Annotated in this window: 23 protein-coding genes; 10 read left to right on the forward strand and 13 right to left on the reverse strand. The window is 64.6% G+C overall.

What is annotated here, in order from left to right; genetic code table 11:
- Position 1: 1 nt before the first annotated feature.
- The 7 genes from AC5YGJ_RS05420 to AC5YGJ_RS05450 form a co-directional block, all read right to left on the reverse strand.
- Positions 2 to 2,551, reverse strand: coding sequence for a lipopolysaccharide biosynthesis protein (locus AC5YGJ_RS05420; RefSeq protein WP_496185988.1), 2,550 nt, complete (start codon positions 2,549 to 2,551; stop codon positions 2 to 4).
- Entirely contained in the window at positions 2,548 to 3,867 is a 1,320-nt protein-coding gene (locus AC5YGJ_RS05425; protein ID WP_496185989.1) for a hypothetical protein, read from the reverse strand. Before AC5YGJ_RS05425 ends, AC5YGJ_RS05420 begins: the two co-directional genes overlap by 4 nt.
- Positions 3,864 to 4,904, reverse strand: a complete 1,041-nt coding sequence (locus AC5YGJ_RS05430; RefSeq protein WP_496185990.1) for a WaaS/CpsH family glycosyltransferase — start codon at positions 4,902 to 4,904, stop codon at positions 3,864 to 3,866. The genes AC5YGJ_RS05425 and AC5YGJ_RS05430 overlap by 4 nt, the downstream gene beginning before the upstream one ends.
- 29 nt (positions 4,905 to 4,933) lie before the next feature.
- Positions 4,934 to 6,067: an NAD-dependent epimerase/dehydratase family protein gene (locus AC5YGJ_RS05435; protein WP_496185991.1), complete on the reverse strand. Its 1,134-nt coding sequence runs from the start codon at positions 6,065 to 6,067 to the stop codon at positions 4,934 to 4,936.
- Positions 6,068 to 6,173: 106 nt separating this feature from the next.
- Positions 6,174 to 8,384 carry a polysaccharide biosynthesis tyrosine autokinase gene (locus AC5YGJ_RS05440; protein WP_496185992.1) on the reverse strand — a complete coding sequence of 737 codons (2,211 nt, stop codon included), beginning with the start codon at positions 8,382 to 8,384 and terminating at the stop codon, positions 6,174 to 6,176.
- Positions 8,385 to 8,441: 57 nt separating this feature from the next.
- A complete protein-coding gene (locus tag AC5YGJ_RS05445) occupies positions 8,442 to 8,876 on the reverse strand; it encodes a low molecular weight protein-tyrosine-phosphatase (protein WP_496185993.1) in 435 nt (144 codons plus the stop codon).
- Between the two features lie 153 nt (positions 8,877 to 9,029).
- Complete coding sequence (locus tag AC5YGJ_RS05450; protein WP_496185994.1) at positions 9,030 to 10,487, reverse strand: undecaprenyl-phosphate glucose phosphotransferase; 1,458 nt, start codon at positions 10,485 to 10,487, stop codon at positions 9,030 to 9,032.
- Between the two features lie 430 nt (positions 10,488 to 10,917).
- On the opposite strand from AC5YGJ_RS05450, the gene amaB reads away from it, so the two are divergent.
- The 7 genes from amaB (at position 10,918) to AC5YGJ_RS05485 (ending at position 17,543) form a co-directional block, all read left to right on the forward strand.
- Complete coding sequence (amaB, locus tag AC5YGJ_RS05455) at positions 10,918 to 12,450, forward strand: L-piperidine-6-carboxylate dehydrogenase (RefSeq protein WP_249844222.1); 1,533 nt, start codon at positions 10,918 to 10,920, stop codon at positions 12,448 to 12,450.
- Positions 12,450 to 13,289 (forward strand): SDR family NAD(P)-dependent oxidoreductase, encoded by an 840-nt coding sequence (locus AC5YGJ_RS05460; protein ID WP_496185995.1) that lies wholly within the window; start codon positions 12,450 to 12,452, stop codon positions 13,287 to 13,289. The genes amaB and AC5YGJ_RS05460 overlap by 1 nt, the downstream gene beginning before the upstream one ends.
- 137 nt (positions 13,290 to 13,426) lie before the next feature.
- Positions 13,427 to 13,711, forward strand: a complete 285-nt coding sequence (locus tag AC5YGJ_RS05465) for a DUF4190 domain-containing protein (RefSeq protein WP_107232363.1) — start codon at positions 13,427 to 13,429, stop codon at positions 13,709 to 13,711.
- A 7-nt stretch (positions 13,712 to 13,718) separates the two neighbouring features.
- Positions 13,719 to 14,489, forward strand: coding sequence for a class I SAM-dependent methyltransferase (locus tag AC5YGJ_RS05470; protein ID WP_496185996.1), 771 nt, complete (start codon positions 13,719 to 13,721; stop codon positions 14,487 to 14,489).
- Positions 14,490 to 14,497: 8 nt separating this feature from the next.
- Positions 14,498 to 15,553 (forward strand): quinone-dependent dihydroorotate dehydrogenase, encoded by a 1,056-nt coding sequence (locus AC5YGJ_RS05475; protein WP_496185997.1) that lies wholly within the window; start codon positions 14,498 to 14,500, stop codon positions 15,551 to 15,553.
- An 8-nt stretch (positions 15,554 to 15,561) separates the two neighbouring features.
- A complete protein-coding gene (murB, locus tag AC5YGJ_RS05480) occupies positions 15,562 to 16,623 on the forward strand; it encodes a UDP-N-acetylmuramate dehydrogenase (protein ID WP_496185998.1) in 1,062 nt (353 codons plus the stop codon).
- Between the two features lie 32 nt (positions 16,624 to 16,655).
- On the forward strand, positions 16,656 to 17,543 hold the full coding sequence (locus AC5YGJ_RS05485) for a DMT family transporter (RefSeq protein WP_309338650.1): 888 nt from the start codon (positions 16,656 to 16,658) through the stop codon (positions 17,541 to 17,543).
- A gap of 63 nt (positions 17,544 to 17,606) precedes the next feature.
- Here AC5YGJ_RS05485 and AC5YGJ_RS05490 read toward each other — a convergent pair whose 3' ends face one another.
- The 4 genes from AC5YGJ_RS05490 to AC5YGJ_RS05505 form a co-directional block, all read right to left on the reverse strand.
- Positions 17,607 to 18,611, reverse strand: coding sequence for a phosphotransferase (locus AC5YGJ_RS05490; RefSeq protein WP_496185999.1), 1,005 nt, complete (start codon positions 18,609 to 18,611; stop codon positions 17,607 to 17,609).
- Positions 18,612 to 18,680: 69 nt separating this feature from the next.
- Positions 18,681 to 19,745, reverse strand: a complete 1,065-nt coding sequence (locus AC5YGJ_RS05495; protein ID WP_496186000.1) for a DUF418 domain-containing protein — start codon at positions 19,743 to 19,745, stop codon at positions 18,681 to 18,683.
- Positions 19,742 to 20,332, reverse strand: coding sequence for a TetR/AcrR family transcriptional regulator (locus tag AC5YGJ_RS05500; RefSeq protein WP_496186158.1), 591 nt, complete (start codon positions 20,330 to 20,332; stop codon positions 19,742 to 19,744). Before AC5YGJ_RS05500 ends, AC5YGJ_RS05495 begins: the two co-directional genes overlap by 4 nt.
- Positions 20,333 to 20,413: 81 nt before the next feature.
- Entirely contained in the window at positions 20,414 to 21,187 is a 774-nt protein-coding gene (locus AC5YGJ_RS05505) for an APH(3')-II family aminoglycoside O-phosphotransferase (RefSeq protein WP_409461437.1), read from the reverse strand.
- Positions 21,188 to 21,416: 229 nt separating this feature from the next.
- Here AC5YGJ_RS05505 and AC5YGJ_RS05510 point away from each other — a divergent pair, with 229 nt between their 5' ends.
- The gene (locus tag AC5YGJ_RS05510) at positions 21,417 to 22,133 is read left to right on the forward strand and encodes an SDR family NAD(P)-dependent oxidoreductase (RefSeq protein ID WP_496186001.1); all 717 of its coding nucleotides are present in this window, start codon (positions 21,417 to 21,419) and stop codon (positions 22,131 to 22,133) included.
- Positions 22,134 to 22,229: 96 nt separating this feature from the next.
- Positions 22,230 to 24,176 (forward strand): EAL domain-containing protein, encoded by a 1,947-nt coding sequence (locus tag AC5YGJ_RS05515; RefSeq protein ID WP_496186002.1) that lies wholly within the window; start codon positions 22,230 to 22,232, stop codon positions 24,174 to 24,176.
- Between the two features lie 10 nt (positions 24,177 to 24,186).
- On the opposite strand, the gene AC5YGJ_RS05520 is transcribed toward AC5YGJ_RS05515, so the two are convergent.
- Complete coding sequence (locus AC5YGJ_RS05520; RefSeq protein WP_229557921.1) at positions 24,187 to 24,798, reverse strand: TetR/AcrR family transcriptional regulator; 612 nt, start codon at positions 24,796 to 24,798, stop codon at positions 24,187 to 24,189.
- A gap of 105 nt (positions 24,799 to 24,903) precedes the next feature.
- Between AC5YGJ_RS05520 and AC5YGJ_RS05525 the strand changes: the two genes are divergently transcribed.
- The gene (locus tag AC5YGJ_RS05525) at positions 24,904 to 25,980 is read left to right on the forward strand and encodes an MBL fold metallo-hydrolase (protein ID WP_496186003.1); all 1,077 of its coding nucleotides are present in this window, start codon (positions 24,904 to 24,906) and stop codon (positions 25,978 to 25,980) included.
- A 38-nt stretch (positions 25,981 to 26,018) separates the two neighbouring features.
- On the opposite strand, the gene AC5YGJ_RS05530 is transcribed toward AC5YGJ_RS05525, so the two are convergent.
- Complete coding sequence (locus tag AC5YGJ_RS05530) at positions 26,019 to 26,516, reverse strand: helix-turn-helix transcriptional regulator (protein ID WP_496186159.1); 498 nt, start codon at positions 26,514 to 26,516, stop codon at positions 26,019 to 26,021.
- Positions 26,517 to 26,530: the final 14 nt, after the last annotated feature.

Here is a 26,530-nt window from a genome sequence, read left to right on the forward strand (position 1 = left end):
TCTACTCCATCAGAAGGGCTTCTCTCAGCCGCTCGTCTTGATCCGAATCATCGTTGTACCACCGAGCGAGCCTTCTGCGCCGCTCACGGGCAGCCTGCGGATCTGCCTCATCCGCCGCCACTGCGCTGAGGATATCCGTAAGAGACTTCAATGCTAGCCCAGGAATCCTGAATGCGTCTGCCAGCTTGCCATCATCCAACAGATAGACTGCCTGATCGAAGCAAAGCAGCTCCACGATCGCTCCAGACATGTGGGCGATACTGAAGCTCACCCGGCTCTGATAGGCATCCAGAGGTAGCTTCTCCAACCCTGCGCAGCCGGAACCGCAAAGACCACGGTAGGAAGCAGCATCGCTCCAAGGATGCAGCCTGACCAGGTACCGCATGCCCGTTTGCTTGGAGATCCCCTCTGCAACAGCCAGCATCGCAGCATTGGACTCGCGGCCGTTCTCACCATTCAGCATCACGCCGAACGTTCCCTCTGACGCGGACGCGCTTTGCGGCAGACCAAGTCCAGGCCACTTGCGCAGCCACCCGGTCACGATCATCTGTTCACGCCCCACCCCTGCGAGGGCGAACTCGGAGATCGTCGCCTCCCCCCAGCACAGAAGGTAGTCACTTACAAAGTTTGCATACACCTCGGCATCTTCGCTTAGATTCCGAGCCTCGAGGTAACGATACTGTCCGTGTTGATTTGTAAACGTCACCGCGCCGTGCATGCGACCAATCTGACTGGCAAGATTCTCCGTTGGCTGAGCATCGCAGAACGTCACAACCTGCCGCGCACCGCGAATGGCTGCATCGAGGACTGGACGTGACGAAGAGCGGAACTTCGCGAAGAGCAGAGCCACTATGAGCTTCTGCAGAATGCCCCCCTTCCAGTCGTTGGCCATCCGAAGAGAACTGGGAAGGACTGCGAACGACCGCGCCCACTGAATCAGATCCAACCGCTCGACAACCTCCACATAGGTGGCCCCCGATCCCATCGCCGCTCGGTTGCGATCGACGATATAGTCATAGTCGGTGCGATTCTTCGAACGGCAGGAGTAGATCAGAACACGCTTTCCATGCCCCCCCTGCGTGAGAAGCCTGGTCGAGAACAATGTCGAGAACAAAAGCCGCTTGATGATCGCCTTGCGCGAGAAGTCATACAAGTAGGGCGCAGCGACCCTTCCAAAGTTAACTCCGTCGAGGGTACAGCGAGGCGAGGCCTTGAGTTTCTGCACCCGCTCAAACACCGAGGCATTCCAAGCGCCCTTCCCCAGCAGAGCACCAGATTCCTCTCCACTGCGACCAATCGTTCGCGCGACTTTCGCGTACAGCAGCACTGCAGGAGCGCCATAGCCCACCACAAAGACCCATACAGCCGCATCAAGGCTGAGAATGCTGCAAGCAAGCGTCAGCGCGACAATGGAAAGAAATGCCGTCTGCGATTGAATTCGAAGCAGGAACTTCTCCTGATGGCACATGCTCAGCACAACGGCGTACAGCGCAGCCATGGAGAACGCCATTTGTCCAATCATCATGATGATGACGATGCCGCCGAAGTCCGTTGAGACCCGGGCGTAATCCAGGATAGGACCCATGAACAACCAAGCCCCCGCAAGGATCGCCGCGCTGGCGATCAGAATCGCCCAGGAGGAAAGGCGGACGAGTTTCCACAGCTCCTGCAGGTTGCCTTGCGCATGCAGGGCTGCGAACCGGGAAGAGAATGTGAAATTGATCGCCAGCATCAGCAGGCTGATCAGCGTTGCGAGCTTCTGCGAGACCACGAAGCCGGCATAAGCCGAATCACCGTAGAAGATCGGAATGATCGCAACCGCGCTCCAGCCCAACGCCTGCTGGGCCAGCACAACTGCACCCAAGCGGTTTGCGGCAGCACGATCAGAAGCGTCAGCAACTACCCTCGCCCCTCCCGGGAGCAGGCCAAGCAGAACGTTCCGGCCGAAACGCATGGGCACGACCGCGCCATACATGACAACAGCAGCCAGCAGGTAGCACCAGAGCAGCTGCCGGGCACTGACTGCATTGTCGAGCAGAACCAGGCACAACAGCCCGATCAATGCCAAAGATGGCGTGCATATATTCAGATAGAAGGTCGCAGCATCTGTACGGCCTTCGCCCTGTAGAACTCGAGCAGCAGCTGAAGCACACGCAATCAATGCTGAGGCCGTCACCATCAAGGCGAAGTCCAGGTAGCCGACTCCACCAAAGTGATGCCGCACCGAAGGCAGCAGGAGGACAAGACCCAGCAGAAATGCGGCTATCACCCAGATCAGAACCCGGCGATGCGCCTGGACTACCAACCCGGCCGCGATGGCATTTCGCTTGTCCACAGGAGCGGCGGCGACCCGTCGAATGACGACTTCATCGACACCCCAACGAAAGCAGACCGCCGCAATGACGCTGGCATTGAAAAGGACGAAGAACAACGCAGCATCTGGGGTCTCCAGATAGCGGGAAACCAGCACGGTGAAGAGCACCGAGACGCCCGAACCGAGCCCTCGCAGAAGCAGAGTCCGCAGAACCGAGATCAAACGCCCAGGATTCATCGGGACAGTTCCGTTCCCTTCCCCTGAAGCCGTGGCACTCGCCGATCCGCAGCCCGGGAGAGGTAGATCATCACCAACACCAGTACAACACCGTTGGCGTAGTACTCCCCCATCCGGAGCAGAATGATCGAGAGCGTGGCGATATAGGCGATTGACATCGCTTTGTCATGGGCCGCCCGCATGTTCTTCCACGCCCAGTAAAGCACCGTCAACAGGAGCAGCCAGCCCGCCAGACCGAGCTCCGCAGTTACACGTGCGAACAGCGAAGTTGCCGAGCCTCTACCGGGAATGTCATCTCGATAGGCCGGGAGTTCGTAGCCAGAGATGTACTCATCAAAGACGGCGCTGTACATGCCCATACCGATACCTATGCCGTAGTTGTCAGCGAAGGAACGAAGGGATATCAGCGAATTGACGGCATTCGAGTACGTGCTGAGGTTCATTCCGTCCTCCATCGTAAGCTCGCCGCCTTGCAGCACTGAGACAGTGTCGTTCCACCTCAACTGAAAGAAGTCAAGGCTGCTTACCTTGATGGCCAGAACAAGAACGAGCGGAACCGAGAGAAACAGAATCCAGAATCGGCGAATATGAAAGCCCACAATGAACGTCGCCGCGGCCGAAACGAACAGACCGATGTATCCGAGCGCTGAGGTCGAGAGCACGATGGCCAGCACGGTGATCGCGCCCTTGAACGAGATTCGGAATCTCTGCACGAATCGCGAAACGTGGTACGCACCCGCGGGCAGGAGGGCACATGCATAGAACGCCGGCTCGACGCTTAGGCCTGCGATTCCGAGATGTGAGCCCAGCCTCTTCGATCCAGGTGACAGGAAAGCAAGCATGTCGACGTCAAGCATGACGAAGATCAGCTCCTGCAGCACCCCTAATGCAGCAAAGAAGTATGCAACCTTCAGATAGATCGAGAAGACCTTGTTGACGGATCTTCCCAGCAGATTATAGATGGACGTGAAGAACACAACGAAGAACATGAAAAGCATGATCTTCGCAAGGGAAACCAGAAACACGGATGCCCGCGAACCCGCTGCGGCATCGTTGAACAACGCACCCATGAGGGACAGACAGGCCAAAGCCGCGGCAAAGCCCAGATACTCCCGCCGAAGACCGAGGCTCCTGGTCTTGAGAACAAGCAGAGCATAGGTTGCGATCATACAGATGTATGAAAAGTACAGGTTTCCCAGTGGCGTTGGAACGTAGATTCCCGATATGAAGATCGTCGAAAGGGCCAGCACGGAAAGCCAGCTCCCCTCCAGCCTCCGCACTCCTTGAATCGACGTCGTAGCGACTGAAATACTCATTCTTTGCGTACTCTCAGACGACTTCCACGGAAGTCGCGCACCTGCAGCACCTGCTCTACCCAATTCCCGACCGTGTAGCGCGCCCTGACCGCCTCGTCGTACGGCACTCCTTCGGAATCCAGGAACTCCTCCGCCACTCGCGGCGCATCGCGATCCACGATCTTCACCCCGGAACTGGTGTAGATGTCATAGGAGCTGACATCCTCATTGGTGGTGATCAGCTTCCGCTGCGCACCCAATGCCTCGATCGTTCGCATCGTCAGGCCCTTCTGATCAGGCCGATTGATGTCGATCACGCAACGCGACACACTGATGTAATCAACAACCTTCGGCAACGGCAACCCAACGAAGTTCACGTACTTCTTCGAGAATCTGCGGAAGCCGGGATCCACCAGCGAGCGCAGGCGATGCAGAATCCTGGAGGGGTAGTAGCAGTACACGAATACCCGGCGGCCATCCCGCTCCAGAGCGTCCAGCAGTTTCTCCAGAATCCGGTAACGGTCGGTATGGATCGTGCCGATGAAGCAGGCATCGTACTCGTACTCTCCGCGCCACTCTGCAGCACGCGCGTACTCGTTGGCGAAGAACAGCGGCAGGAACTCGATCTCCGGGTTCTCGGACACATCAACCCGGTCGAACGACAGGACCGAATCGAAGTACGGCTTGATCAGGCGCGCGTTCGGGTTGTAATGCATCGAGTCCCAGAGATACAGCGTCAACTTCGCGGCCGGCTGGGTGGCACGGAGCTGCGCAATGATCTGCGGCGAGATGGCTTCACCACGGATGACCAGGACATGATCGTACTGCGTGCCAGCCGCAGCCTCGACGATGCCCTGGTAATGCTTGGCGATTCGCCGGGCAAGCAGGCGCCGATCAATGCGGATCAAGGCCTTGGTGAGGAAATCCACACCCGGGCGATCAGGGTGGAAATCAACGTGCGCGCCCTGCCGCTCCAGCTCGGCCTTGATGAGCTTCTCATAGCCGAAGAACATCGGGGCGATGAAGAGCACACGCTTCCCTTCAAGGGATTCGCTCACAACCTGCTCCTCTGATCGCCCTTCAACCTTCACTTGAGCAGTCCCTTTGCCCGCATCTCGTCGACCGAGCGCTGGTAACCGGAGTCTTCAATCTGCTGGGTCAGTACCCACGCGGCAAAGCGCTTCACGCCTTCGGCGAAGGTCACGCGCGGGCGATAGCCGATGGCAGCTTCAGCGCGACTGAGATCGGCGAAGTTGTGCCGGATGTCACCAATGCGGTAGTTGCCGGAGATGCGGATCTCTCCGCCCTTGCCGTATGCGTCCTTCAGCGCACTGGCAACGGTGATCACATCGGTCGCTTCGCCGGTACCCACATTGAAGGCCTGCCCGCTGACATCCGCGTCGATGGCCGACAGCGTCGCCGCCACCACGTCATCAATGAAGACGAAATCGCGGGTTTCCTTGCCGTCCTCGAAGATGTTCACGTCCTTGCCCTGCAGCAGCAGGGTGGAGAAGATCGACAGGATGCCGGTGTAGGGATTCTTCAGCGACTGGCCCGGACCGTAGACATTCTGATAGCGCAGGGCGATTCCCTGGATACCGATGGCGGCAGCACCCACCAGCACCAGTTGTTCCTGCACCTGCTTGGTGATGCCATAGATCGAGCTCGGATGGATGCGCGAGTCTTCATCGGTTGCCAGCGGCTCCACCAGATCGCCCGTTGCCGGATCGCGGCATTCAAAGATGCCCTCCTGCAGGTCCGCGTCGAGGCGCGCCCCCGGATAGACCGGACCGTTGGCACCCTTGTACTTGCCTTCGCCATAGATCGAGCGCGAAGACGCGACAACGACCCGCTTGACCGACCCGCAGCCCTGCACCTTGTTGCCGATCAGATCGAGGAACAGCGAGGTGCCGCGCACGTTTACATCAACGTAGCGATCAATCTCGTACATGGACTGACCGGTTCCCGTTTCTGCCGCCAGGTGGACGACTGCGTCCTGGCCGGGAAGCACTTTCAGCCAATCCTCGCGCAGGCGCACGTCGCCCTTGACCACGACGGCCTCAGGCGGCAGCGAACCCAGCAGCGCCGAGTCTTCCGGGCTGTCGCCGTGGATCTGCGGCGAAAGGTTGTCCAGGATGGTTACCTGGTCGCCGCGCGCAACCAGCGCGCGCGCCAAGGCACTACCAATGAACCCTGCACCACCGGTAATCAGTACTTTCATGTGTATCTCCGCAGCCTCTCGAATTGCGTCGCGGTTCCGCGCTCTGCAGCAGCCGTGACTTCCGTGTCACCCAGGGCGCCAAATGGCACCCTGCCTCAGTTCCCGCTCACCGGGTCGACTTGTACTCGTAGTAGCCGTAGCTGTAGTAGCCGGTCGCACGGCGCTCGACCGCATTGAAGATCGCGCCCTTCAACTGGACGTTGTTCTGCTCGAAGCGCTTGCGGGCAAGTGCCAGCTCCTTGGGCTGATTCAGGCCGAAACGTGCCACCAGCAGACAGGTGCCGGCGTGGTGGGCAATGATCGCCGCGTCGGTCACCGCCAGGATCGGCGGCGTATCGATGATGACCAGATCAAACTGCTTCTCGACCTGCTCAAGCAGTTCCGTGAAGTTGCGGTGCATCAGAAGTTCGGATGGGTTCGGCGGAACGTCACCGCGCGAGATGAAGCTCAGATTCCCCAAGCCGTCAACGGTGCGGATGGCCTCCTCCAGCGTCGCCTTGCCAACCAGCACGTCAGACAGGCCCGGCGTCTGGGTTGCACCCAGCGCCTTGTGCAGCGTGCCCTTTCGCATGTCCGCATCGATGATCAGCACACGCTGGCCGGCCTGCGCGATGACCGCCGCCAGGTTCGAGGAGACAAAGGTCTTGCCGGCGTTGGGGCTTGAGCCGGAGATCAGCACGATGTTGTTCTTCGCCTCCAACCGAGCGAAGTGCAGGCTCGTACGCAGGCTGCGCACCGCCTCGATAGCGAGGTCTGCCGGATCCTTCATGGCCAGCAGGTGCAGCTTGCCATCGGCGCGGAACTTGCCGCGCACCGAATCGGACTGCTGCCCCGGGCTGACAGGAATGGAGGCATAGACCGGCAGGCCGATTTCTTCGATCTGGGAAGGGTCTTCGACACCACGGTTGAGCAGCTGGCGCAGAAGAACCAGACCGATGGAGAGGAAGGCGCCCAACAGCGCCCCTACCAGCACGACCATGCCCTTTCGCGGCTTCACCGGCTCGGTGGCATCGACTTCCGCAGCGTCCACGATGCGCACGTTGCCCACCGTGCCGGCACGCGCAACATCCAGCTGCTGCGCCTGATTCAGCATCGCGGTGTACATCTCGTTGCTGACCTGCAGGTCACGGGTCAAGCGCAGAAGTTCCTGCTGGGCTTCGGGAAGCTGTTTCACCTGGCCCTGGAAGCCGTGCTTGCGCGACTCAAGATCGCCGATCTGACGCATCAAGGCCTGGTACGCGGGATGGTCCCTGGTGAACTTGCGGTCCATTTCCGCCTGTTGCAGGCGCAACTGCTGGATGCTGGTTTCAACGGCCACCTCCTGATCAAGCAGCCCCTTGGTCTGCAGGCTCAGGTCCACGGAGTTTGCGCGCATCTGATACGCACTCAGTGCCTTCTGGGCGGAGTCGACCTGGTTACGGACGTTCGGCAACTGTTCCTTGACGAAAGTCAGCTGCGCAGACGCTTCAGCAGAGTTGCGCTCAACGTTCTGCCGAACATAGGCCTGCGCCACCTGCTGCAGGAAGTTCCTGGCGAGGTCGGAATCCGCATTCTCGTAGGTCAGCGTGAGAATGCCGGAGTCTTTTCCGGCCTCACCCACTCCAATTTCCTTCTGAAGGTCGCTGACGACACTGAGGTGGCGATGACGCACCACCTTGAACCGCATGCCGGGATGAGCATTCAGCGTCTCGACCTGAATCGTCACGCCTTTGCCACTGGCAGCCTTGCCCACTACGCCCGACAGCAGGCGCTGACCATCTTCGTCATACAGCTCGTAGCGCCCACCCTCCCCAGCCACCAACTCCAGATCGGTGGTCAGCAAAGCGGTGGGAACGTCCAGCTGGAAGATCCGAAGCTGCTCACCACCCCAACCGAAGCTCGACAGACCCAGCAGCGGGTCCGCCAGCTCACCTGGAGCGCGCTTCTCGGCGCGGCGCACGAAGTACCCGCCCATCAAAGGGAGGTGCCTGGGAACGATCTCAATGTCCAGTCGCAGCGCATCCACAGCACTACCGACAACCGCACGGGACTTGATCAATGCAATCTCTGTTGCCGCTTCCGCGGTGCCGGCATTGATGCCCAGCGATTGGCTCAAGTCCGTCAAGCCTGGCAGCGAGGGCGTCTTCGGCTCAACCTGCACAATCGCGTCGGCACGATAGATCGGCGTGGCCAGAAGAACGTAGGCGACCGATGCGACCAGGAACGCGCCGGTGATGAGCAGGATCCACCACTTGTGATCGACCAGGGTACCGAGCAGCTGGCGAAGATCGATCTCTTCTGCATCATCCTGAGTGATGGAACGTGAATCAGTGGTCATGTGCGCTTGGATTCAAATTGAAAGAAGTGTCGGTCGATCCGGCGAAGCGGGCAGCAATCAGAGATGACGCGCCCAACTCTCCACGCCCTCAGCCATCAGCGTGTAGACATGCTCGAACGCGGGACGCTGCTGGCGGTAGGGATCGGGAATCTCCCGATCCTGCTGCCACTTGCCCAGCAGGAAGGTCTTGCCGGACGCCTGCGGCGCGATCTCGGCGATGCGGCGCACGTGCTTGCGCTCCATGGTCAGCACCAGATCGGCGGCGCCGAGGATGGCGTCATCGATCTGGCGGGCGCGGTGGGCCAACCCATCCATGCCCTGCTCCACCAGCAGCTCCTGTGCGGTGGCATCGATGCCATGCCCCACCAGCGCACCCAGGCCCGCCGAAGACACCTGGATGCCTTTGCCGGCCACGGCCTGCCTGAGCATCACTTCAGCCGAAGGGCTGCGGCAGATATTGCCTACACATACAAAAAGAACGTTCTTGAACACTGACCTGGATCCTGTGGCATTCCTTGCGGCGCGCGCGACCAGAACAAGCATGGGTCGGCGGCAGCCGCACAGGATACCTTACAAGCGCATTACAGGCGATGAAATCGCCAACAGATTCATGGAATTACGTCGCAGTTCCGCACATCGGCGAACTCAATACGCCGACTTCTGGCCCAGCACCTTCAGCACGGTCAGCGCGATGATCCGCACGTCCAGCGTCGGGCTCCAGCGGCGGATGTAGTCGATGTCGTACTGCACTCGTTTCTTCATCGAGCGCAGCTCGGGGGTCTCGCCACGCAGCCCGTGCACCTGTGCCCAGCCGGTGATGCCCGGCTTGACGTAGTGACGATGCATGTAGCGCTCGATCACCCGCTCGTAGTGGTTGTTGTGCTGGATCGCGTGCGGCCGCGGCCCCACCACCGACATGTTGCCGCCCAGCACGTTGAAGAACTGCGGCAGCTCATCCAGGCTGCTGCGGCGCAGGAACGCACCGAACCGGGTAACCCGCGGATCGCCGCGCGTGGCCTGGGTCAGCTGCCCCGCACCCTCTTCATGCACGCGCATGGAGCGGAACTTGAGCATCCAGAATTCCTTGCCACCCAGCCCATGACGCCGCTGCCGGAACAGCACCGGGCCGGGCGAACTGAGCTTCACCCCCAGCGCAAGCACCACCAACAGCGGCGACAGCAGCACCACCGCCACGCCGGCCACCAGGATGTCCTCGACACGCTTGAACAGCCGGAAGCGATGGTCGGCCAGACCCTGGCGAACGCCGATCATCGGCACATCGCCCACCTGGTGCACTCCGGGATTCAATGCACCCAGGCCGGTGGTATCGGGAATCAGACGCACAGGCACGGGAAAGCGCTCGATCTGCTTGAGCATGTCCTTGATCGGCGCGGTGTCGCCCATCGGCATCGAGACCCAGACATGGTCGAATTCGCCCCGATGTAGGTCCATGTACTGCGGAACGTCGCCCAGAGCGCCCAGACGGCGCGGCGCATCGCCGCCACGGCGGGTGGCGATGTCGCCGGCACTGCTGAAATAGCCGACCACTTCCTTGCCCAGTTCCGGCTTGCCGCGCAGCAGGCGGTGCAACCTGAGCGCCGGCGCCCGCAGGCCGACCAGCAACACCCGCTCCCGGTCCAGGCCACGCGAACGCAGCCGATGCAGCTGCACCCGCAGCAGCACGCGTACAGTCGCCATCGAGGCCAGGCCGGTAAAGTACCAACCCACCAGCCACTGCGCTGGCACCGCGTCACCCAGGCCGACCAGCACTGCGTACAGCGAGAACAGGGCGAACGTGCCGGACCAGGCCAGCAGCAGCAGCCACAGGTCGGCGAGCAGGCCGCGCACGCGCCAGTTGCGATAGACCGGGGCAATGGAGAAACAGACGATGGCGCTGAGAATCACCGCGCCGAACACGATGCGCTGCGAGGGACTGGGCGCCCCAGTGGCGTAGCACAGCACGTGCGAGAGCACCGCCATGCCAGGCAGCAGCAACAGATCACCCAGGCGCAGCCCCAGCTCCAGGGCAGCCCGGGCCTCGACCCGGCGGCGGCCAGCCCGGGCCCGCTCGGCGGGAAGGTCTTCTACGGATCCATGTAGCAAAGCACTTCTCCATGTCTACCCGACTTGACAGCGAGCGGCTCGCTGTCGCGCGTGGGACTCCCCAGCCCGCGCGGAAGTGTCGAGTGTTGTGTCAATTAAATGTGCAGAGATTGTGAATGATGTCACGCGCAAAAGATAGGAACCCGGTCACTCAATGGCGCCCACCTTCCGCGTCGAGCGGAGCTAAGTCATTAGAACTAGTCCTATTTTTGCTTGTTTCGGAGGGTGTCGATATGCGTCACCTTGCGTCACAAACCGTCAACAAGCCTTCACAGGGTGCCAAGCGCTTGACACCCCGCGCCGCCGCCCCCTACCCCGCACCGCATCAAAGCCGCGCAACCGGCCTCTGCTACCATCGGCGGTTCTGTTCATCGCGCCCCCCACCTGCCCGCGATGGCGCCAAACAACGTAACGAAACACAGGAGTCTGCATGTCTTCCGAGCTGCTCAAGTCCCTTGGCCTGGACGCGATCAACGCTGGCACCTACCTGGGCAACGGGGAGTGGTCGAGCGCGACCAGCGGTGAGCTGATCACCCCGGTCAACCCGACCACCGGCGAGCCGATCGCGCAGGTCCGCGCGACCACCGAGGCCGAATACGACATCGTCGTCGCCCGGGCCCAGGAAGCCTTCAAGGTCTGGCGCACCACGCCGGCGCCGCGCCGCGGCGAAGCCGTTCGCCTGTGCGGTGAAGCACTGCGCAAGCACAAGGACGCCCTCGGCTCGCTGGTCGCCCTGGAAATGGGCAAGAGCAAGCCCGAAGGCGACGGCGAAGTGCAGGAGATGATCGACATCGCCGATTTCGCCGTGGGCCAGAGCCGTATGCTGTACGGCTACACCATGCACTCCGAGCGTCCCGGCCACCGCATGTACGAGCAGTACCACCCGCTGGGCCTGGTCGGCATCATCTCGGCCTTCAACTTCCCGGTCGCGGTGTGGAGCTGGAATTCGTTCCTGGCCGCCATCTGTGGCGACGTCTGCATCTGGAAGCCGTCCAACAAGACCCCGCTGACCGCAATCGCCTCGCTGAAGATCTGCAACGACGCCCTGCGCGAAGCCGGCTTCCCGGACATCTTCTTCCTGATCAACGACGCCGGCACCGCGCTGTCGGAAAAGATGGTCGATGACCGCCGTGTGCCGCTGATCAGCTTCACCGGCTCCACCCAGGTCGGCCGCACCGTCAACGAGAAGGTCGCACGCCGCCTGGGCCGCTGCCTGCTCGAACTCGGCGGCAACAACGCCATCATCCTGGACGAAACCGCCGACCTGAAGCTGGCCGTGCCGGGCATCGTGTTCGGTGCGGTCGGTACCGCCGGCCAGCGCTGCACCACCACTCGCCGCCTGATCGTGCACCGCTCGATCTACGCCGACGTGCTGGCCACCCTGGTCAAGGCCTACAAGCAGGTGGAAGGCAAGATCGGCGACCCGACCGATGCCGCCAACCTGATGGGCCCGCTCAACAGCGACGGCGCCGTGCAGCAGTTCCTCGATGCCATCGCCCAGGCCAAGGCCGCCGGCGGCACCATTGAAACCGGTGGCACCCGCATCGAGCGCGCCGGCAACTTCGTGCTGCCGGCAATCGTCTCCGGCCTGAAGAACAGCGATGCCGTGGTCCAGCACGAGACCTTCGCGCCGATCCTGTACGTGATGCCGTACGACAGCCTCGATGAAGCCATCGACATGCAGAACGGGGTGCCGCAGGGCCTGTCCTCGTCGATCTTCACCCAGAACCTGAAGACCGCCGAGAAGTTCCTGTCGGCCGCCGGCAGCGACTGCGGCATCGCCAACATCAACATCGGCACCTCCGGTGCGGAGATTGGTGGCGCCTTCGGTGGCGAGAAGGACACCGGCGGTGGCCGCGAGTCCGGCTCGGATGCGTGGAAGGTCTACATGCGTCGCCAGACCAACACCATCAACTATTCGGATTCGCTGCCGCTGGCCCAGGGCATCAAGTTCGATCTGTAATGGCGAACGATTCGGCCATGCCTGCGGGTCAGAGCCCCTCCGGGGATCTGACCCCTGCCCAGGGTCGGATCCCCGCAGGGGCTCCGACCCTCGACTTCAGCGACCGCCGGGTATTGATCGCCGGCGGCAGCAAGGGCATTGGCCGCGAAATGGCGCTGGCGTTCGCCGCCGCCGGTGCACAGGTTTCGGCCTGCGCCCGCGGCCAGGCCGGGCTGGATGCCCTGCAGGCCGACGCCCGCGCCCAGGGCACGCCGCTGCACACGTTTGCCACCGATCTGGCCGACATCGGCCAGATCCAGGCGTGGCTGGACGCCGCTGCCGACGCACTCGGCGGTGTCGACGTGCTGGTCAACAATGCTACCGGGTACGGCATGGTCGATGACGAGGATGGCTGGGCCGCCAGCCTGCAGATCGACCTGATGGCGGCCGTGCGTGCCTCGCGCCTGGCACTGCCCTGGCTGCGCGCGTCCGGCGATGCCTGCATCCTCAACCTCTCTTCGATCGCCGCGCAGCAGCCGCGCCCCGGTGGCGCGCCCTACGCCGCGGCCAAGGCCGCGCTTTCGCACTACACCACCTCGCAGGCGCTGGCGTTGGCCCCGCACCGCATCCGGGTCAACGCCATCGCACCGGGCTCGATCGCGTTCGACGATGGCCTGTGGGACCGTCGCCGCACCGAAGATCCTGCGCTGTACCACGGCACCCTGGCGAAAATTCCGTTCGGACGCTTCGGTCATCCACGCGAGGTCGCCGATGCCGCCCTGTTCCTGTGCTCGCCGCTGGCGCGCTGGATCACCGGCCATGTGCTCAATGTCGATGGCGGCCAGGTGTTGATGGGCTGATGCCGGCACTCCGGTAGCGGCCAACCTTGGTTGGCATGCCTTTGGTCGACCAAGGTCGACGCCTGCCATCGTTTCCTCCGGGCATGGGATTGCCCGGGCAGAGGCACTATCATGTGCACACTGCAAGGAGGACCCCGATGAGCGTGGCACCCCGACAGACAAGTGCCCTGGCCGTAGTGAGCCTGGTCGCCGGCATCGCCAGCTGGACCGTCCTGCCGTTCGTGGCCAGCATCGTGGCCATCGTCACCGGGCACATGGCCCGCGCCGAGATCCGCCGCCGCCCGCACGATCTTGACGGTGACGGTCTGGCCGTCACTGGCCTGGTACTGGGCTGGCTGATGGTCGGCGCCGTGATCGCCGCAATCGTGGTCTTCATCCTGTTCTTCGGCGGCCTGGCCTGGCTCGCCGCGATGTCGAACTGAGCCCGCCATGACGACCTCCGACAGCACTGAACGCTTCAGCAGCCGCGTCGCCGACTACGTCCGTTACCGGCCTGACTACCCACCCGCCCTGCTGGAGTGGCTGCATGGCCCGATGGGCGTCGGCCATCAGGTCCAGGTCGCCGACATCGGCGCCGGCACTGGCATCTCCAGCCGCTTGTTCCTGGCCACCGGCCATCCCGTTGTTGCCGTTGAACCCAATGCGGCCATGCGCGCCGCCGCCGAGCAATGGCTGGGGCCGCAGTATCCGCAGTTCCGGGCGGTCGATGGCCGCGCCGAAGCCACCGGCCTGGATGATGCCAGCATCGATCTGGTCAGCGTCGCCCAAGCCTTCCACTGGTTCGACACCGTGGCCGTGCGCGCCGAGTGGCAGCGCATCCTGCGTCCTGGTGGCCAGGCGCTGATCTACTGGAATTCGCGCCTGCTCGATGCCAGCCCGTTCCTGGTGGGCTACGAGCAGCTGCTGCTTGATTTCGGTACCGACTACAGCGCGGTGGCCGAGCGCTACCAGGACGACGCCACGATGCGGGCATGGTTCGGGACGGGGCTGCGCGGCATGGTGCAGCTGCCGAACGTGCAGTACCTGGATCTGGACGCCCTGCGCGGGCGGCTGCTGTCCTCGTCCTACGCACCGCAGGCCGGTCATCCGCGGCACGCGCCGATGATCGCCGCGCTGCAGGACCTGTTCGCCGCCTACGCGGTCGACGGCCAGGTCGCCTTTGAATATCAAACCCGAGCCTTCCTCGGCACGCTGGACTGAACCGACGCATGTATTCGCTTGCCCGCCCCTTCCTGTTCTCGCTCGACGCCGAGCGCGCCCACGGCCTCGGCCTGTCCGCACTGGACCTGGCCTGGCGCACCGGCACCACGCCGCTGCTGGCGGCCCGCATCGCGCCGATGCCGAGCACCGTATTCGGGCTGAATTTCCCCAACCCGGTCGGCCTGGCCGCGGGGCTGGACAAGAACGGCGAGCACATCGATGCCCTGTTCGCGCTGGGCTTCGGCTTCGTCGAGATCGGCACCATCACCCCGCGCCCGCAGGTCGGCAATCCGCAGCCGCGCCTGTTCCGCCTGCCGGAACATAACGCCATCATCAACCGCATGGGCTTCAACAATGCCGGCGTGGACGTGCTGGTGCGCAATGTCGAACGCGCGCGCAACCGCCGTGGCCTGCTCGGCATCAACATCGGCAAGAACAAGGACACCGCCAACGAACAGGCGGCCGATGACTACATCGCCTGCATGGACAAGGTGTACCCGCTGGCCGACTACATCACCGTCAACATTTCCTCGCCCAACACCGCCGGCCTGCGCGAACTGCAGGAAGAGACCGCGCTGCGCCAGCTGGTCAGCCAGCTGCGTGACCGCCAGGAAACCCTCGCCGCGCAGCACGGTCGTCGCGTGCCGATGCTGGTGAAGGTGGCACCGGACCTGAGCGAGCGCGACATCGATGCCGCCGCGCGTGTGCTGGGCGAACTTCAGGTGGACGGCGTGATCGCCACCAATACCACCGTCGACCACAGCAAGGTGGCCGGCGATCCGCTGGCCAACGAAGCCGGCGGCCTGTCCGGCGCACCGGTGCTGGAACAGTCCACCCTGGTGCTGCGCCGGTTGCGCGCGCGCCTGCCCGAATCGGTGCCGCTGGTCGGTGTCGGCGGCATCCTGTCCGGTGCCGACGCGGTGGCCAAGATGGCTGCCGGTGCCGCACTGGTGCAGTGCTACAGCGGCCTGATCTTCCGTGGCCCGGCGCTGGTCTCCGAATGCGTGGAGGCGATCCGTCGCCGCCGCGAAGCGCCGAGCCGTGGCGCGGTGGCGCCGCTGTGAGCGCGCCCATGGATACCACCGACGCCGCCGCACCGCTGCGCTGGACGCTCACCCGCAATGCGCCGCTGCAGGCACTGAACACCTTCCATGTGCAGGCCAGCGCGGCACAGCTGCTGGAACTGCACGACCCGGCGCGGTTGCCGGAGGTACTGGCGCTGCCCGAAGTGGCTGAGGGCCCGTTGCTGGTACTGGGCAGCGGTAGCAATGTGCTGATCGCCGAGGACCTGCCCGGCACCGTGCTGGTGTTCGGCAACCGCGACATCAGCTTCCTCGAACACCGCGCCGACCATGCGGTGATCCGCGCCGGCGCCGGTGTACCGTGGCATGGTCTGGTGATGTGGTCGCTGCAGGAAGGCCTGTCCGGGCTGGAAAATCTGGCACTGATTCCCGGCACCGCCGGTGCCGCGCCCATCCAGAACATCGGCGCCTATGGCGTGCAGGTCGGCGAGTTCATCCAGGCCGTCGAAGCGTGGGACTGCCAGCAGCAGGCCTGGGTCCGCCTGGACAACGAGCAGTGCGGCTTCGCCTACCGCGACAGTGTGTTCAAGCAGCAGATGGACCGTTACCTGATCACCGCCATCGAGCTGAAGCTGCCGCTGCTGCACGACCTGCGCATGGACTACGCCGGGATCCGCGAGGAGCTGCACGCTCAGGGCGTGGAACTACCGGGCGCGGTGGACGTGGCCAATGCAGTGATCGCCATCCGCCGCCGCAAGCTGCCCGACCCGGATGTGCTGGGCAATGCCGGCAGTTTCTTCAAGAACCCGGTGCTCCCGCTGGAGCAGGTCGACGTGTTGCTGCAGCACTTTCCCGAGCTGCCGGTGTTTCCGGCCGAGCAGGAGGACAAGCGCAAGGTCTCGGCGGCCTGGATGATCGAGTCCTGCGGATGGAAGGGCTTCCGCGAAGGCGATGCGGGCGTGGCGCCGAGCCATGCGCTGGTGCTGGTCAACCACGGCAACGCTACCGGCGCCGAACTGCTGGCACTGGCGCGCCGCATCTCGGCCTCGGTGCTGGAGAAATTCGGCGTACCGATCGAACCGGAGCCCCGCCTGCTCGGCGCACAGTGGTGAACAGCCCCACCCTATCCCCCGGCGCCACCCCGATGCGGGCGGCGCTGCTGATGCTCGGCAGCACGATGGCCTTTGGCCTGATGGCGGTCGCCATCCGCTACGCCACGCGCTACGTGCCGACCCAGGAAGTGGCGTTCTTCCGCAACGCCTTCGGCCTGCTTGCACTGCTGCCGATGCTGCTGCGGCCGGGCCGCGCGCCATTGAAGACCCAGCAGCTGCCCCGCTATTTCGTGCGCAGTGCGATCGGCCTGGCGTCGATGCTGTGTGCGTTCTGGGCGCTGGGACACCTGCCGTTGGCCCAGGCGGTCTCGCTCTCATACTCCACGCCGCTGTTCGTCACCATTGCCGCGGTACTTTGGCTGGGCGAAACCGTGCGCGTACGCCGCTGGGCGGCGGTGGTGGTCGGCTTCATCGGCGTGCTGGTGATCGTGCGCCCTGGCACCGCGGGCTTCACCGCTGGCAGCCTGGTCGCGGTCTGCGCGGCCGTGCTCAGTTCGCTGGTGGCGATCCAGATCAAGCAGCTGACCCGCATCGACAGCGCCGACACCGTGGTGCTCTACACCTATGTGTTCTGGGTGCCGCTGTCGCTGGTCCCGGCGCTGTTCGTCTGGGTCTGGCCCACCGGCGTGGCCTGGTTGTGGCTGCTGGCCACCGGCGTGCTTGGCACCCTGGGCCAACTGTTGTGGACGCGCGCACTGCGCCTGGGCGAGGTGTCAGCGCTGACCCCGATCAGCTTCCTGCAGCTTCCGCTGGTGACCCTGTGTGGCTGGCTGCTGTTCAATGAAACCGTCGATCGCTGGACGATCCTCGGTGCCGGCATCATCCTCGCCGCCAATGCCTATATCGCCCATCGCGAAGCCGTGCTGTCGCGGCGTGCGGCCAGCGCTGCCGCCTCGGCCGCAGCCAAACCGGCCGAGTAGATCCGCGCCAAGCGTGGATAACAACCTTCCCGCCTGATCACGCCATCCACGCATGGCGTGGATCTACAGCGCGCGATACGCGCGCTCGGCGGCATCAAACACGTTGCCCGGAGCGAACTGCTCGCTGAGGAAATGCAGCGACTGCCGGCGCAGCTGGGGCGAACGATCCAGCGCGCCTGGCGCCAGCAGCACCTGCTGGAATTCAATCAGGTCCTGCAGGATGCGCCAGTGGCGATACCAGGCGATCCAGCGAGGATCGCCCAGGTCACTGCCATAACCTTCGCCGAAACCCGCCGGGTTCTCACGGCCCCAACGCCCTCCCACGGCGGCACCGACGAACATCAGGTCACGTTCGCGCGGTGCCAGTGACAGGCCGTCCCAGTCGATCAGGTGCAGGCCGCCATCGTTGCCCATCAGCAGGTTGCCGGCGTGCAGGTCCGTGTGGCACAGGTGCAGGTCCACCGAAACGCCCTGCAGTGCGCCGTACAGTTGCAGCGCGTGTGCGTGCAGCGCGGCGATGCGCGCGTGTTGCTGCTGCCATATGGAGACGAACGCACGACTGAGCCCGTCCTGAGCAGCCGGCAGGCCGCCCTCCGCCAGCCAGCGGCCCACCGTTTCCAGCGCTGCGGGCTCCAGCTGCACCCGCGGCAATGCGCCCTGCAGTTCCGCAGGCAGCTGCACCTCGTGCAGACGCCGCAGCACCTGGCCCAACCGGTTCCACTGGGCGCGGCTCAAGGGGGCCTCGAAACCGGACTGACCTTCGATATAGGGAAACAGGGTGAACTGCAGGCCCCAGCGCTGAACCGATGCGCCGCCGGTGAGTGCCGGCCAGGGCGCCACGATCTCGTCGATGCCGGAGGTGCCGCGCAACCAATGCAGGCTGTCCCACACCGTGGGATCGACCTGGTAGGTACGGCATTTCAGCCACCACTGGCCATGCCGCGCGTCGACACGGTACACGCTGGCGCCCGCGTCGGCGCCCACTGCGCGTGGCACCACCGCGGTCGCCGTAATGCCGTAGGACTGTTGTAGAACTTCGCCGAGATGCTGCGCCGACGCGAATGACATGAATGGAAGGGGAAAGTATTACCTGCGCCCACTATCGCAGATGCCCTCGCCGAGACACAGACATGTCCGTCACAACGTCGTGCCGGGGCGCGCGGAAGGCTGGCCCGCGACGCGACGCATCAACGCTTCCAGCGGGCCACGCGCAAACCGCCACGACCACAGCCACGCTGCGCCCGTCGCCAGCATCAGGAACAGCAGCGCCCACAACAGCACCGACGCCAACGAAGCGCTGCCGTCCAGCAGGCCCAGGCTCTCCAGTGTGCCCATGCCCAGCAGGATGTGGCCGGCATACAGGGTCAGGGTCATGCGCCCTGCGGCGGTGAACGGTTCCATCCAGTCACCCGGGTATCGACGCGTGAGCAGCAGGCAGGTGGCGATCAGCGAACACGCCGCACCAGCGCCGGTCAGCAGGTAGGCCGGACCGGGTGGCATCGGCTGCGTTCCCAGCCACACCTGCCAGGGCGTTGCCTGCGCCAGATGCTGCACACCGTGGCCGGCAACGATCAGCAAAAGCCCCAGCATCAGCACTGCCCGCTGCACCCGGGGTAGCGACAGCGGCAGGCGCGCCAACAGCATCCCCAGCAGGAAGAAGCACAGCCACGGCAGCACTGGATGGAAACCGTTGAACAGCAGGTTGCGCACCGCGCCAGGCCATTGCCAGAGGCCCGCGTACTCCAGTGTCTGCCAGTTCCAGCCTTCACTGTAATCCCAGCGCAGCAGCGCCCAGAACGAGCACGCCGCCAGGCCGACGATGCTGGCCAGCAACACCTTCGCCGACGCGCGCAGCCACAGCACTGCAAGCACGAAGTACACCGCGTAATAGTGCAGAATGTCGGCCGGAAACAGGGTCAGGTTGAGCAGGCCCAACACCAGCAGGACCATCGCGCGCCGCCAGGTCTGCAGCGTTGCCGGCCCCGATTGCTGGCGCTGCGTGGCCAGCACCAGGCCCAGCCCTGCCAGCGTGACGAAGGTTGCCGAGGCCTTGCCCTCCAGCAGGTGGAAGAAGCCCGCCAGCCAACCGTCACCTTCCGCAGGAACGGCCATGGCCAGCCGGAAGTTGACCAGCACCATGCCGGCCAGAGCCAGATAGCGCGCCAGATCCAGGCCATGCATGCGCCTTTCGACGCCACTCACCCGCGTGCGCCAAGCAGTGCCAGCAACGGGCCAGGATCAAGCGCGTCACCCTGCGTACCACCGGCCTGGAAAAGGCCCTGGCGCAGTGCATCGCTCTCGATGGCATCCAGCACCACCTGCGCCTGCAGCGCCGGTGTCAGCGCAGGTCGCCGGCGTTCGCGCTGTGCCATGCGCAGCAGTGCATCGGCCAGCGCCTGCTGCACCTGCCGTCGATTGGCGTTGAACGCGGCGGCGACTTCCGGTGTCCGCGCACATTCGGCAAGGACCTCGACGGCAAGCGTCGCCCACTCCGGCTGCCGGCACAGCGCGTGGAACGCCTCAAGGAAGGCCACTACCTGCGTGCGTTCACCGTCGGCTGCCGCCAACCGGGCCAGCAGCGGCGCCAGCTCTTCGCTCTCGGCCACCGCCACCGCAAGGATGATCGCCTGCTTGCCCGGGAAGTGGTTGTAGAGATTGCCCAGACTGACCCCGGCCGCCTGCGCGATGTCACGCATGCTGGTCTGGTGGAAGCCCTTGGTCAGAAAGCACTGCAGGGCCGCCTGCAGGATCTGGGCGATGCGTTGCTGGTTGCGGTCGATGCGGCTCATGACGCAGATACTGAACGAACGTTCGTTCATTGCAAGGGATCCAGCGCACGCCGGCAGGCCATTGTTCAGCCCCCTGCCGCCTCAGAAGAATTCATCAAGCAACCGGTAGAACGCCAGCCGCCGCTCATCGGCAACCAGGCCATAGCGCTGGAACAAGGGCGCCACCCAACGGGTGCCTTCGAAATTGTCGACCAGACTGCGCGCGGCCAACGCCAGGTCCTGGTAACGATCCGCCACCCCGAGCCGCCCGCAGTCGATGAACCCGCTGAAGCGACCATTGACCGCCATCAGATTGGGCAGGCAGGCGTCGCCATGGCTCACCACCAGGTCTTCGTGTTCCGGCCGGGTGGCCTGAAGGTCGGCGAACACCTGCTGCGGGCTCTGGCCGAGGCGTTCGTCATCGAAATCGTCGGCGTCGACCAGGCCACCCTGCACCCGCGCTGCCGCAGCCTGCAGACGCAACGCAATGCGCTGGTCGAAGGGACAGGCGGCAACCGGCAGCGCGTGCAGGCCACGCAGGGCATCGGCCAGCACCTCAACCAACGCCTGCGGCGCGAGCTCCGGCGACGACGCCAGATCTCGCCCAGGCAACGCGCTCATCAGCAACCAGCGGCGCCCTGCTTCCTCGATGGTGGCGATCACCGTCGGCGCGGGCTGCCCCTGTGCCTGCAACCAGCGCAGGCGTGCGATCTCATCGCCAAGTTCGCTGAAGGCGTCGATCACTTCCGATTTCAGGAAAGCATCGGCCTGCCCGTGCCGATGCACGCGGGCAACCTCCGCGCGCGAAGCGCCGATCGATTGCCGTTCGATGCGGGCCTCGGCCAGAGTCTGCCGCCACGCCTGCGGCAACGGCATCCCGCTCGGGGTGGGTCCGGTTTCATCCATGCGCATGCGAAGTCCTGCCTCAGTCTGTGACGCGGGCGATTGTCGCGCACTTCCAGCAGGCGCTCGGCCGCGCTGAACCGGATCCGTACGTCGGGGCGCCGGGAGATGGACGAGATCCGGCTTGACGTCCACAGTGGCCAGCGCCGCGCAGGCGGTGTGCAGTGGCGTTCGCTGCAACTCTCCCATATAAGGAAGCAACATGAAGTTGATGGTCATCGGCGCCAGCAGGGGCCTCGGTCGGGCGTTCGTGGAAGGCCTGTGCTGCCCCGGCGATACGGTCATCGGCGTTTCCCGCAGCCGCCCGCGCGACCTGCAATGCCCGGATGGAATCACCCTGCAATGGATCGAGGCCGACCTGGCCCAGCCCTCCACTGCCGCCGACCACATTGCCGCGCAGGCACCGGCCGATCTGGACGTCCTGATCCACAACCTGGGCATCTGGGAAGAGAAGGCTTTCAGCGACGAGTACGCCTTCCTCGATGAAAGCGATGCGGCGCTCACGCAGCTGGTCGACGTCAACATCACCGCCACGCTGGTGCTGCTGCAGCGCCTGTTGCCGCGCGTACTGAACGCGCCGCGACCGCAGCTGGTGCTGACCGGCTCGACCTCGGCATTGCCGCGCAGCGGCCGTCCGGAAGTCGCGTTCGGCGCCTCGAAATTCGCACTCAATGGCATCGCCGACGCATTGCGCGAAGGCTTCCGTGATCGACGCCTGGCGGTGACCAGCCTGCAGCTGGGTTATCTCAATACTGACGATGCGCTGTCGGTACCGGTGGCTGACGCGGCGGCACGTGGCCAAGGTGAACTGGTACCGGTGCACGACGTGGTGGCCATGGTGAGTGCACTGCTGCAGCTGTCGCCGTCCGGCTTCGTACGCGAACTGGTGCTGCCGGCCATCGCCGACCCTCGCTACTGACCATGACAGCCAGCGCCGTGCGGCCTCAGTGGCCGCGCGCGCGGCCGTGGTTTACCCTGCTCCTCACTGGCCGTCGGTCACAGGCGGGAACCTGCTATGGATGCGCTTTCACGGGTTGCGGCCCAGGTCCTGGACAGCGCCCTGCCCAGCCTGCCGCTGTACCTGCTGCAGGCCACCGCGGTGATCGGCATGATCGGCGTTCTGCTGATCGCCACCCGCCGTGCCGGCCATGCCATCGAAGGCCGCCGGCTGTACGTGGGCGTGGCACTGGGCCTGATCTACCTGTTCAATTCCTGGTTCGTGGCCCGCTATACCCAGGGGGTGGTCAAGCTCCACCTCGGCTTCGATATCCTGTTGATCAGTGGTCTGCTCGGCGGCTGGCGCGGCGGCCTGGCCTGTCTCGCCGGCAGCCTGATGGCGCGCTACCAGTTCTCGGGTACGCAGTTCTTCCTGCCTGCCAGCCTCGAGTCCACCCTGCAGATGCTGGCCGGCATCTGGCTGCGTAGTCGCCTGCACCCGCGCATGCTCGGCGAACTCTCGCTGCGCATCCTCCTGCAGGCGTGGGGGGTGCGCATCGTGGTCACCGCCCTTGGCCTGGCGCTGGGCGTGGCGATCATCGGCGCCACCCACCTGCCGGTGGAAGAACTGGCAATCCAGCGTTTGCTGGCGTTGCCGCTTTCGCTGCTGATGCTCGGCGCGGTATTCGCGCTGGTCTACAACGACGCGCAGATCGACGCGCAGCGTCAGCGCGAGCAGGCCTGGCTGCGCGTCGATCCGATCAGTGGGCTGCCGAACATGCGTGCACTGGGCGAACGCCTGCAGCAGGTCTGGCGCGACAACGACGGCCTCGGCAAGGCCTGCCTGATCGTGGCCGAGATGGGCAACCTGCGCGACCTGCGCCTTCGCTATGGGCCGTTGCAGGACAGCGGACTGTGGCGACGCGACAGCAGCGACGACGTGCGTCGGCTGCTGCCGCCGCTGCCAGTAGAACGGGTGGAGATCTACCAGTTTGGCGACGCCGCGCTGGCGATCCTGATCCAGGGCCTGTCGCTGCCCGAACTGCGCGTGCAGCCGCAGATTGCCGAACTGGCCTCCAACCTGGCCGACCGGGTTGCGCAGGACTGGCCGGGCTTCCGGCCGCTGTTCCGTTGCGCGGTGGTGGAACTGAAGCCCCCAGGTGATGCCGACGATGGCCATCTGCCGTTCCGCGCGATCACCCTGGCACTGAGTGCGATCGAATCAGGCGTGGTGTTTTTCGATGATCCGATCCAGCGCGACAGCGAGATCGACGCCCTGATCGAGAGCGCGCTCGATCATTGGCTGCAGCAGGGTGACGCCCCGCTGTGCTACCAGCCCAAGCATCGCCTGCACGATCGGCAGCTGGTGGGTGCCGAGGCGCTGCTGCGCATGCGCGATGGTGAAGGGCGCGCCATCGCACCGATGCGGGTAATCGCGCTGGTGCGTCGGCACGGCCGGCTGGCGGACCTGGAGTGGGCCACGCTGCGTTCGGCGGTGCGTTTCCTGCAGCACAGCCAGCAGGACGTCGCCGCGCTGACCATCGCCGTCAACGTCTCGGCCGAATCACTGCGCCTGCCCGACTTCGGCCTGCGCCTGCAGGAGCTGCTGCAGCTGCATGCCGTGGCCGGTGCGAGGCTGCGCCTGGAGATCGTCGAGTGGACGGAGATCGTCGAGCGCGACGTCGTCGACGCCAACATCGCCCAGTTGCTCGCTGCCGGCGTGACGTTGTCGCTGGATGATTTCGGTGCCGGCTACTCCACGCTCATCCTGCTTTCGCAGCTGGCCATCGCCGAGGTCAAGATCGAGCAGTCGCTGATCGCCACACTGGCCGATGCGAAATCGCAGTCCATTGTCCGCTTCATCGTCGAGGTTGCTCATCGCTGCGGCGCGATCGTGGTGGCCGAGGGCACCGAAACACTGGCGCAGGAACAGCAGCTGCGTGCGTTGGGGGTGGATGTCGGTCAGGGCTACCTGTACTCGGCGGCGCTGCCGGCCGCCGAGTTCCGCCAGCTTGCGGCACGCTAGCCGGCAGGGTTCAGATCGCGTAAAAGCCCAGGAACATCGCCACCGCCGACTCGGCCACGCGCGTGCGTTCGGCCGCACTCAACGGCGCCTGCCCCATCGTCACCTGCGGCCAGAACGCAAAGCTCTTCACCAGCCCGTGCAGCTGGTGGCCGGCAAACTCCGGATCGACCGCGCGCAGCCGGCCATCGGCCATCGCGGCGCGGATCCAGGCACTCTCGCCGCTCTCCTTCTCGCCCATGCGGCAGACGATGGCCTGCGCGCGCTCGGGGGAATGGATGATCTCGGCCATTGCCACCCGCGCCAGGTCGATGAAGTTGGCGTCGCTGAGCAGCTCCAGCTTCTGGCCCAGCAGTTGAAGCAACTGCGCCTCCAATGGCTGGTCGGCGCGGTACGGCAGTGTGTCGCTGGCAACGCTGCGCTCCCACAACTCCTCCAGGATCATCGAGAACAGCGCTTCCTTGCTCGGGAAGTGGTTGTAGACGGTGCGCTTGGACACCCCCGCCACTTCGGCAATGCGATCCATGCTGGTGGCCTCGTAGCCCGCTGCACGGAACTCCTCGACCGCCGCGCGCACGATGGCCTCGCGTTTGCGGTCGGTCAGGCGTTGCGGGGCACGGGGCATGGCGGAGCACCAGGAATCTGAACGGATGCGCACATTTTACACCCGGCAGTGTACTTTTGAAAAACAGGAAACTACACTGTGCAGTGTACTCAGCGGACGTCACCCATGAAGCGCCTGCTCCTTGTCCTCCTGCTTGGAATCCTTGCCGTGACCGCCTACACCTTCTGCAAGTCCTGGTCCCTCCCCGACTTCCCGGCCTCGCCGCAGTACCGCGACGGCAAGTTCCGCAATGCCCTGCCGAAGCCGGCGATGGGCCTGCGCGACGGCCTGGAGATCTGGTGGACGTTCCTGTTCAACAAGCCCAAGGGCACCGTGCCCGCCCACCCCATCCCGGTGCAGCCTCTGGACCGCGCCACGCTGGATGCCGCGCCCGACCGCAGCCTGTTCCGCATCGGCCATTCCACGATCCTGCTGAAGCTGCGCGGCCAGTACTGGCTGACCGACCCGGTGTTCTCCGAGCGCGCCTCGCCGGTGCAGTGGATGGGCCCGGCGCGCTTCCATGCCCCGCCGATCAGCATCGATGAACTGCCGCCGATCGCCGGCGTGATTCTCTCGCACAACCATTACGACCACCTCGACCACGCGGCAGTGATGCAGCTGGATCGCAAGACCGCGCGCTTCATCGCCCCGCTTGGCGTGGGTGACCAGTTGATCGCCTGGGGCATCGACGCGGGCAAGGTGGAACAGCTGGACTGGTGGCAATCGACCGAGGCCAACGGCCTGCGCCTGACCGCCACGCCAGGCCAGCACTTCTCCGGCCGCGGGCTGGGCGACAGTGACCGCAGCCTGTGGGCGTCGTGGGTGATCCAGGACGGTGACTTCCGCATCTTCTTCAGCGGCGACACCGGCTACTTCGACGGCTTCAAGGCCATAGGCGAGAAGTACGGCCCGTTCGATCTGACCATGATCGAAACCGGTGCCTACGACCCGCGCTGGGCCTTCGTGCACATGCAGCCCGAGCAGACCCTGCAGGCGCATCTGGACCTGCGCGGCAAGTGGCTGCTGCCAATCCACAACGGCACCTTCGATCTGGCCCTGCACGAATGGCAGCAGCCGTTCGAGCGCATCACCGCGCTGGCCGCCGCCAGCAACGTGTCGGTAGCGACGCCGATGATGGGCGAGGTCCTGGACATGCAGGCGCCGCGGGCCGGTACACGCTGGTGGGAAAAGGTGCAGCTGTAACGCAGCCCGCTGCGGGTGGGTGCCGGTCCTGCCCGGCACTATGCCTTGGGCTGCAGCCTGCGCCCTTCGCGGGCCAGATTCAGCTGCAATGCAACGGTGGCCAGCTCGGCCAGTTCCGAGCTGACCTTGCCGCTGCCACGCGCCTGCAACCAGCCGAGGATGTCGGCCAGGTGCCAGATTGACGTACTACCTTCGTGCACCGGCGACGGAAACGACTGCGGGTGGGCCAGCATGAGCTGGCGCATGTTCTGCCGCGACATCCCCAGCAGGTCGGCCACATCGGTCAGCCCCACCAGATCGGGGCTTACTTCAACCAGTTCGGCGCCCGGCACCGCCTGCTGCACATCCTCCAGCGCCGACTGCAGCGCTTGATCGGCACGCGGGGCCTCACGGCAGAACGCCAGCGCCATCCTGCCCGGACGCCCGATGCCCAACAGCGCGTCGTCGCAACCCGATGCCGCCAGGCGCTGCTCCAGGACATCGGTATCGTCGTACACGTCCGGCACGCGGTACTTCAGGGTGAAATTGAATTCCATCATTGCCCACCTCG

This window comes from Stenotrophomonas sp. CS3K5, from assembly GCF_059515225.1.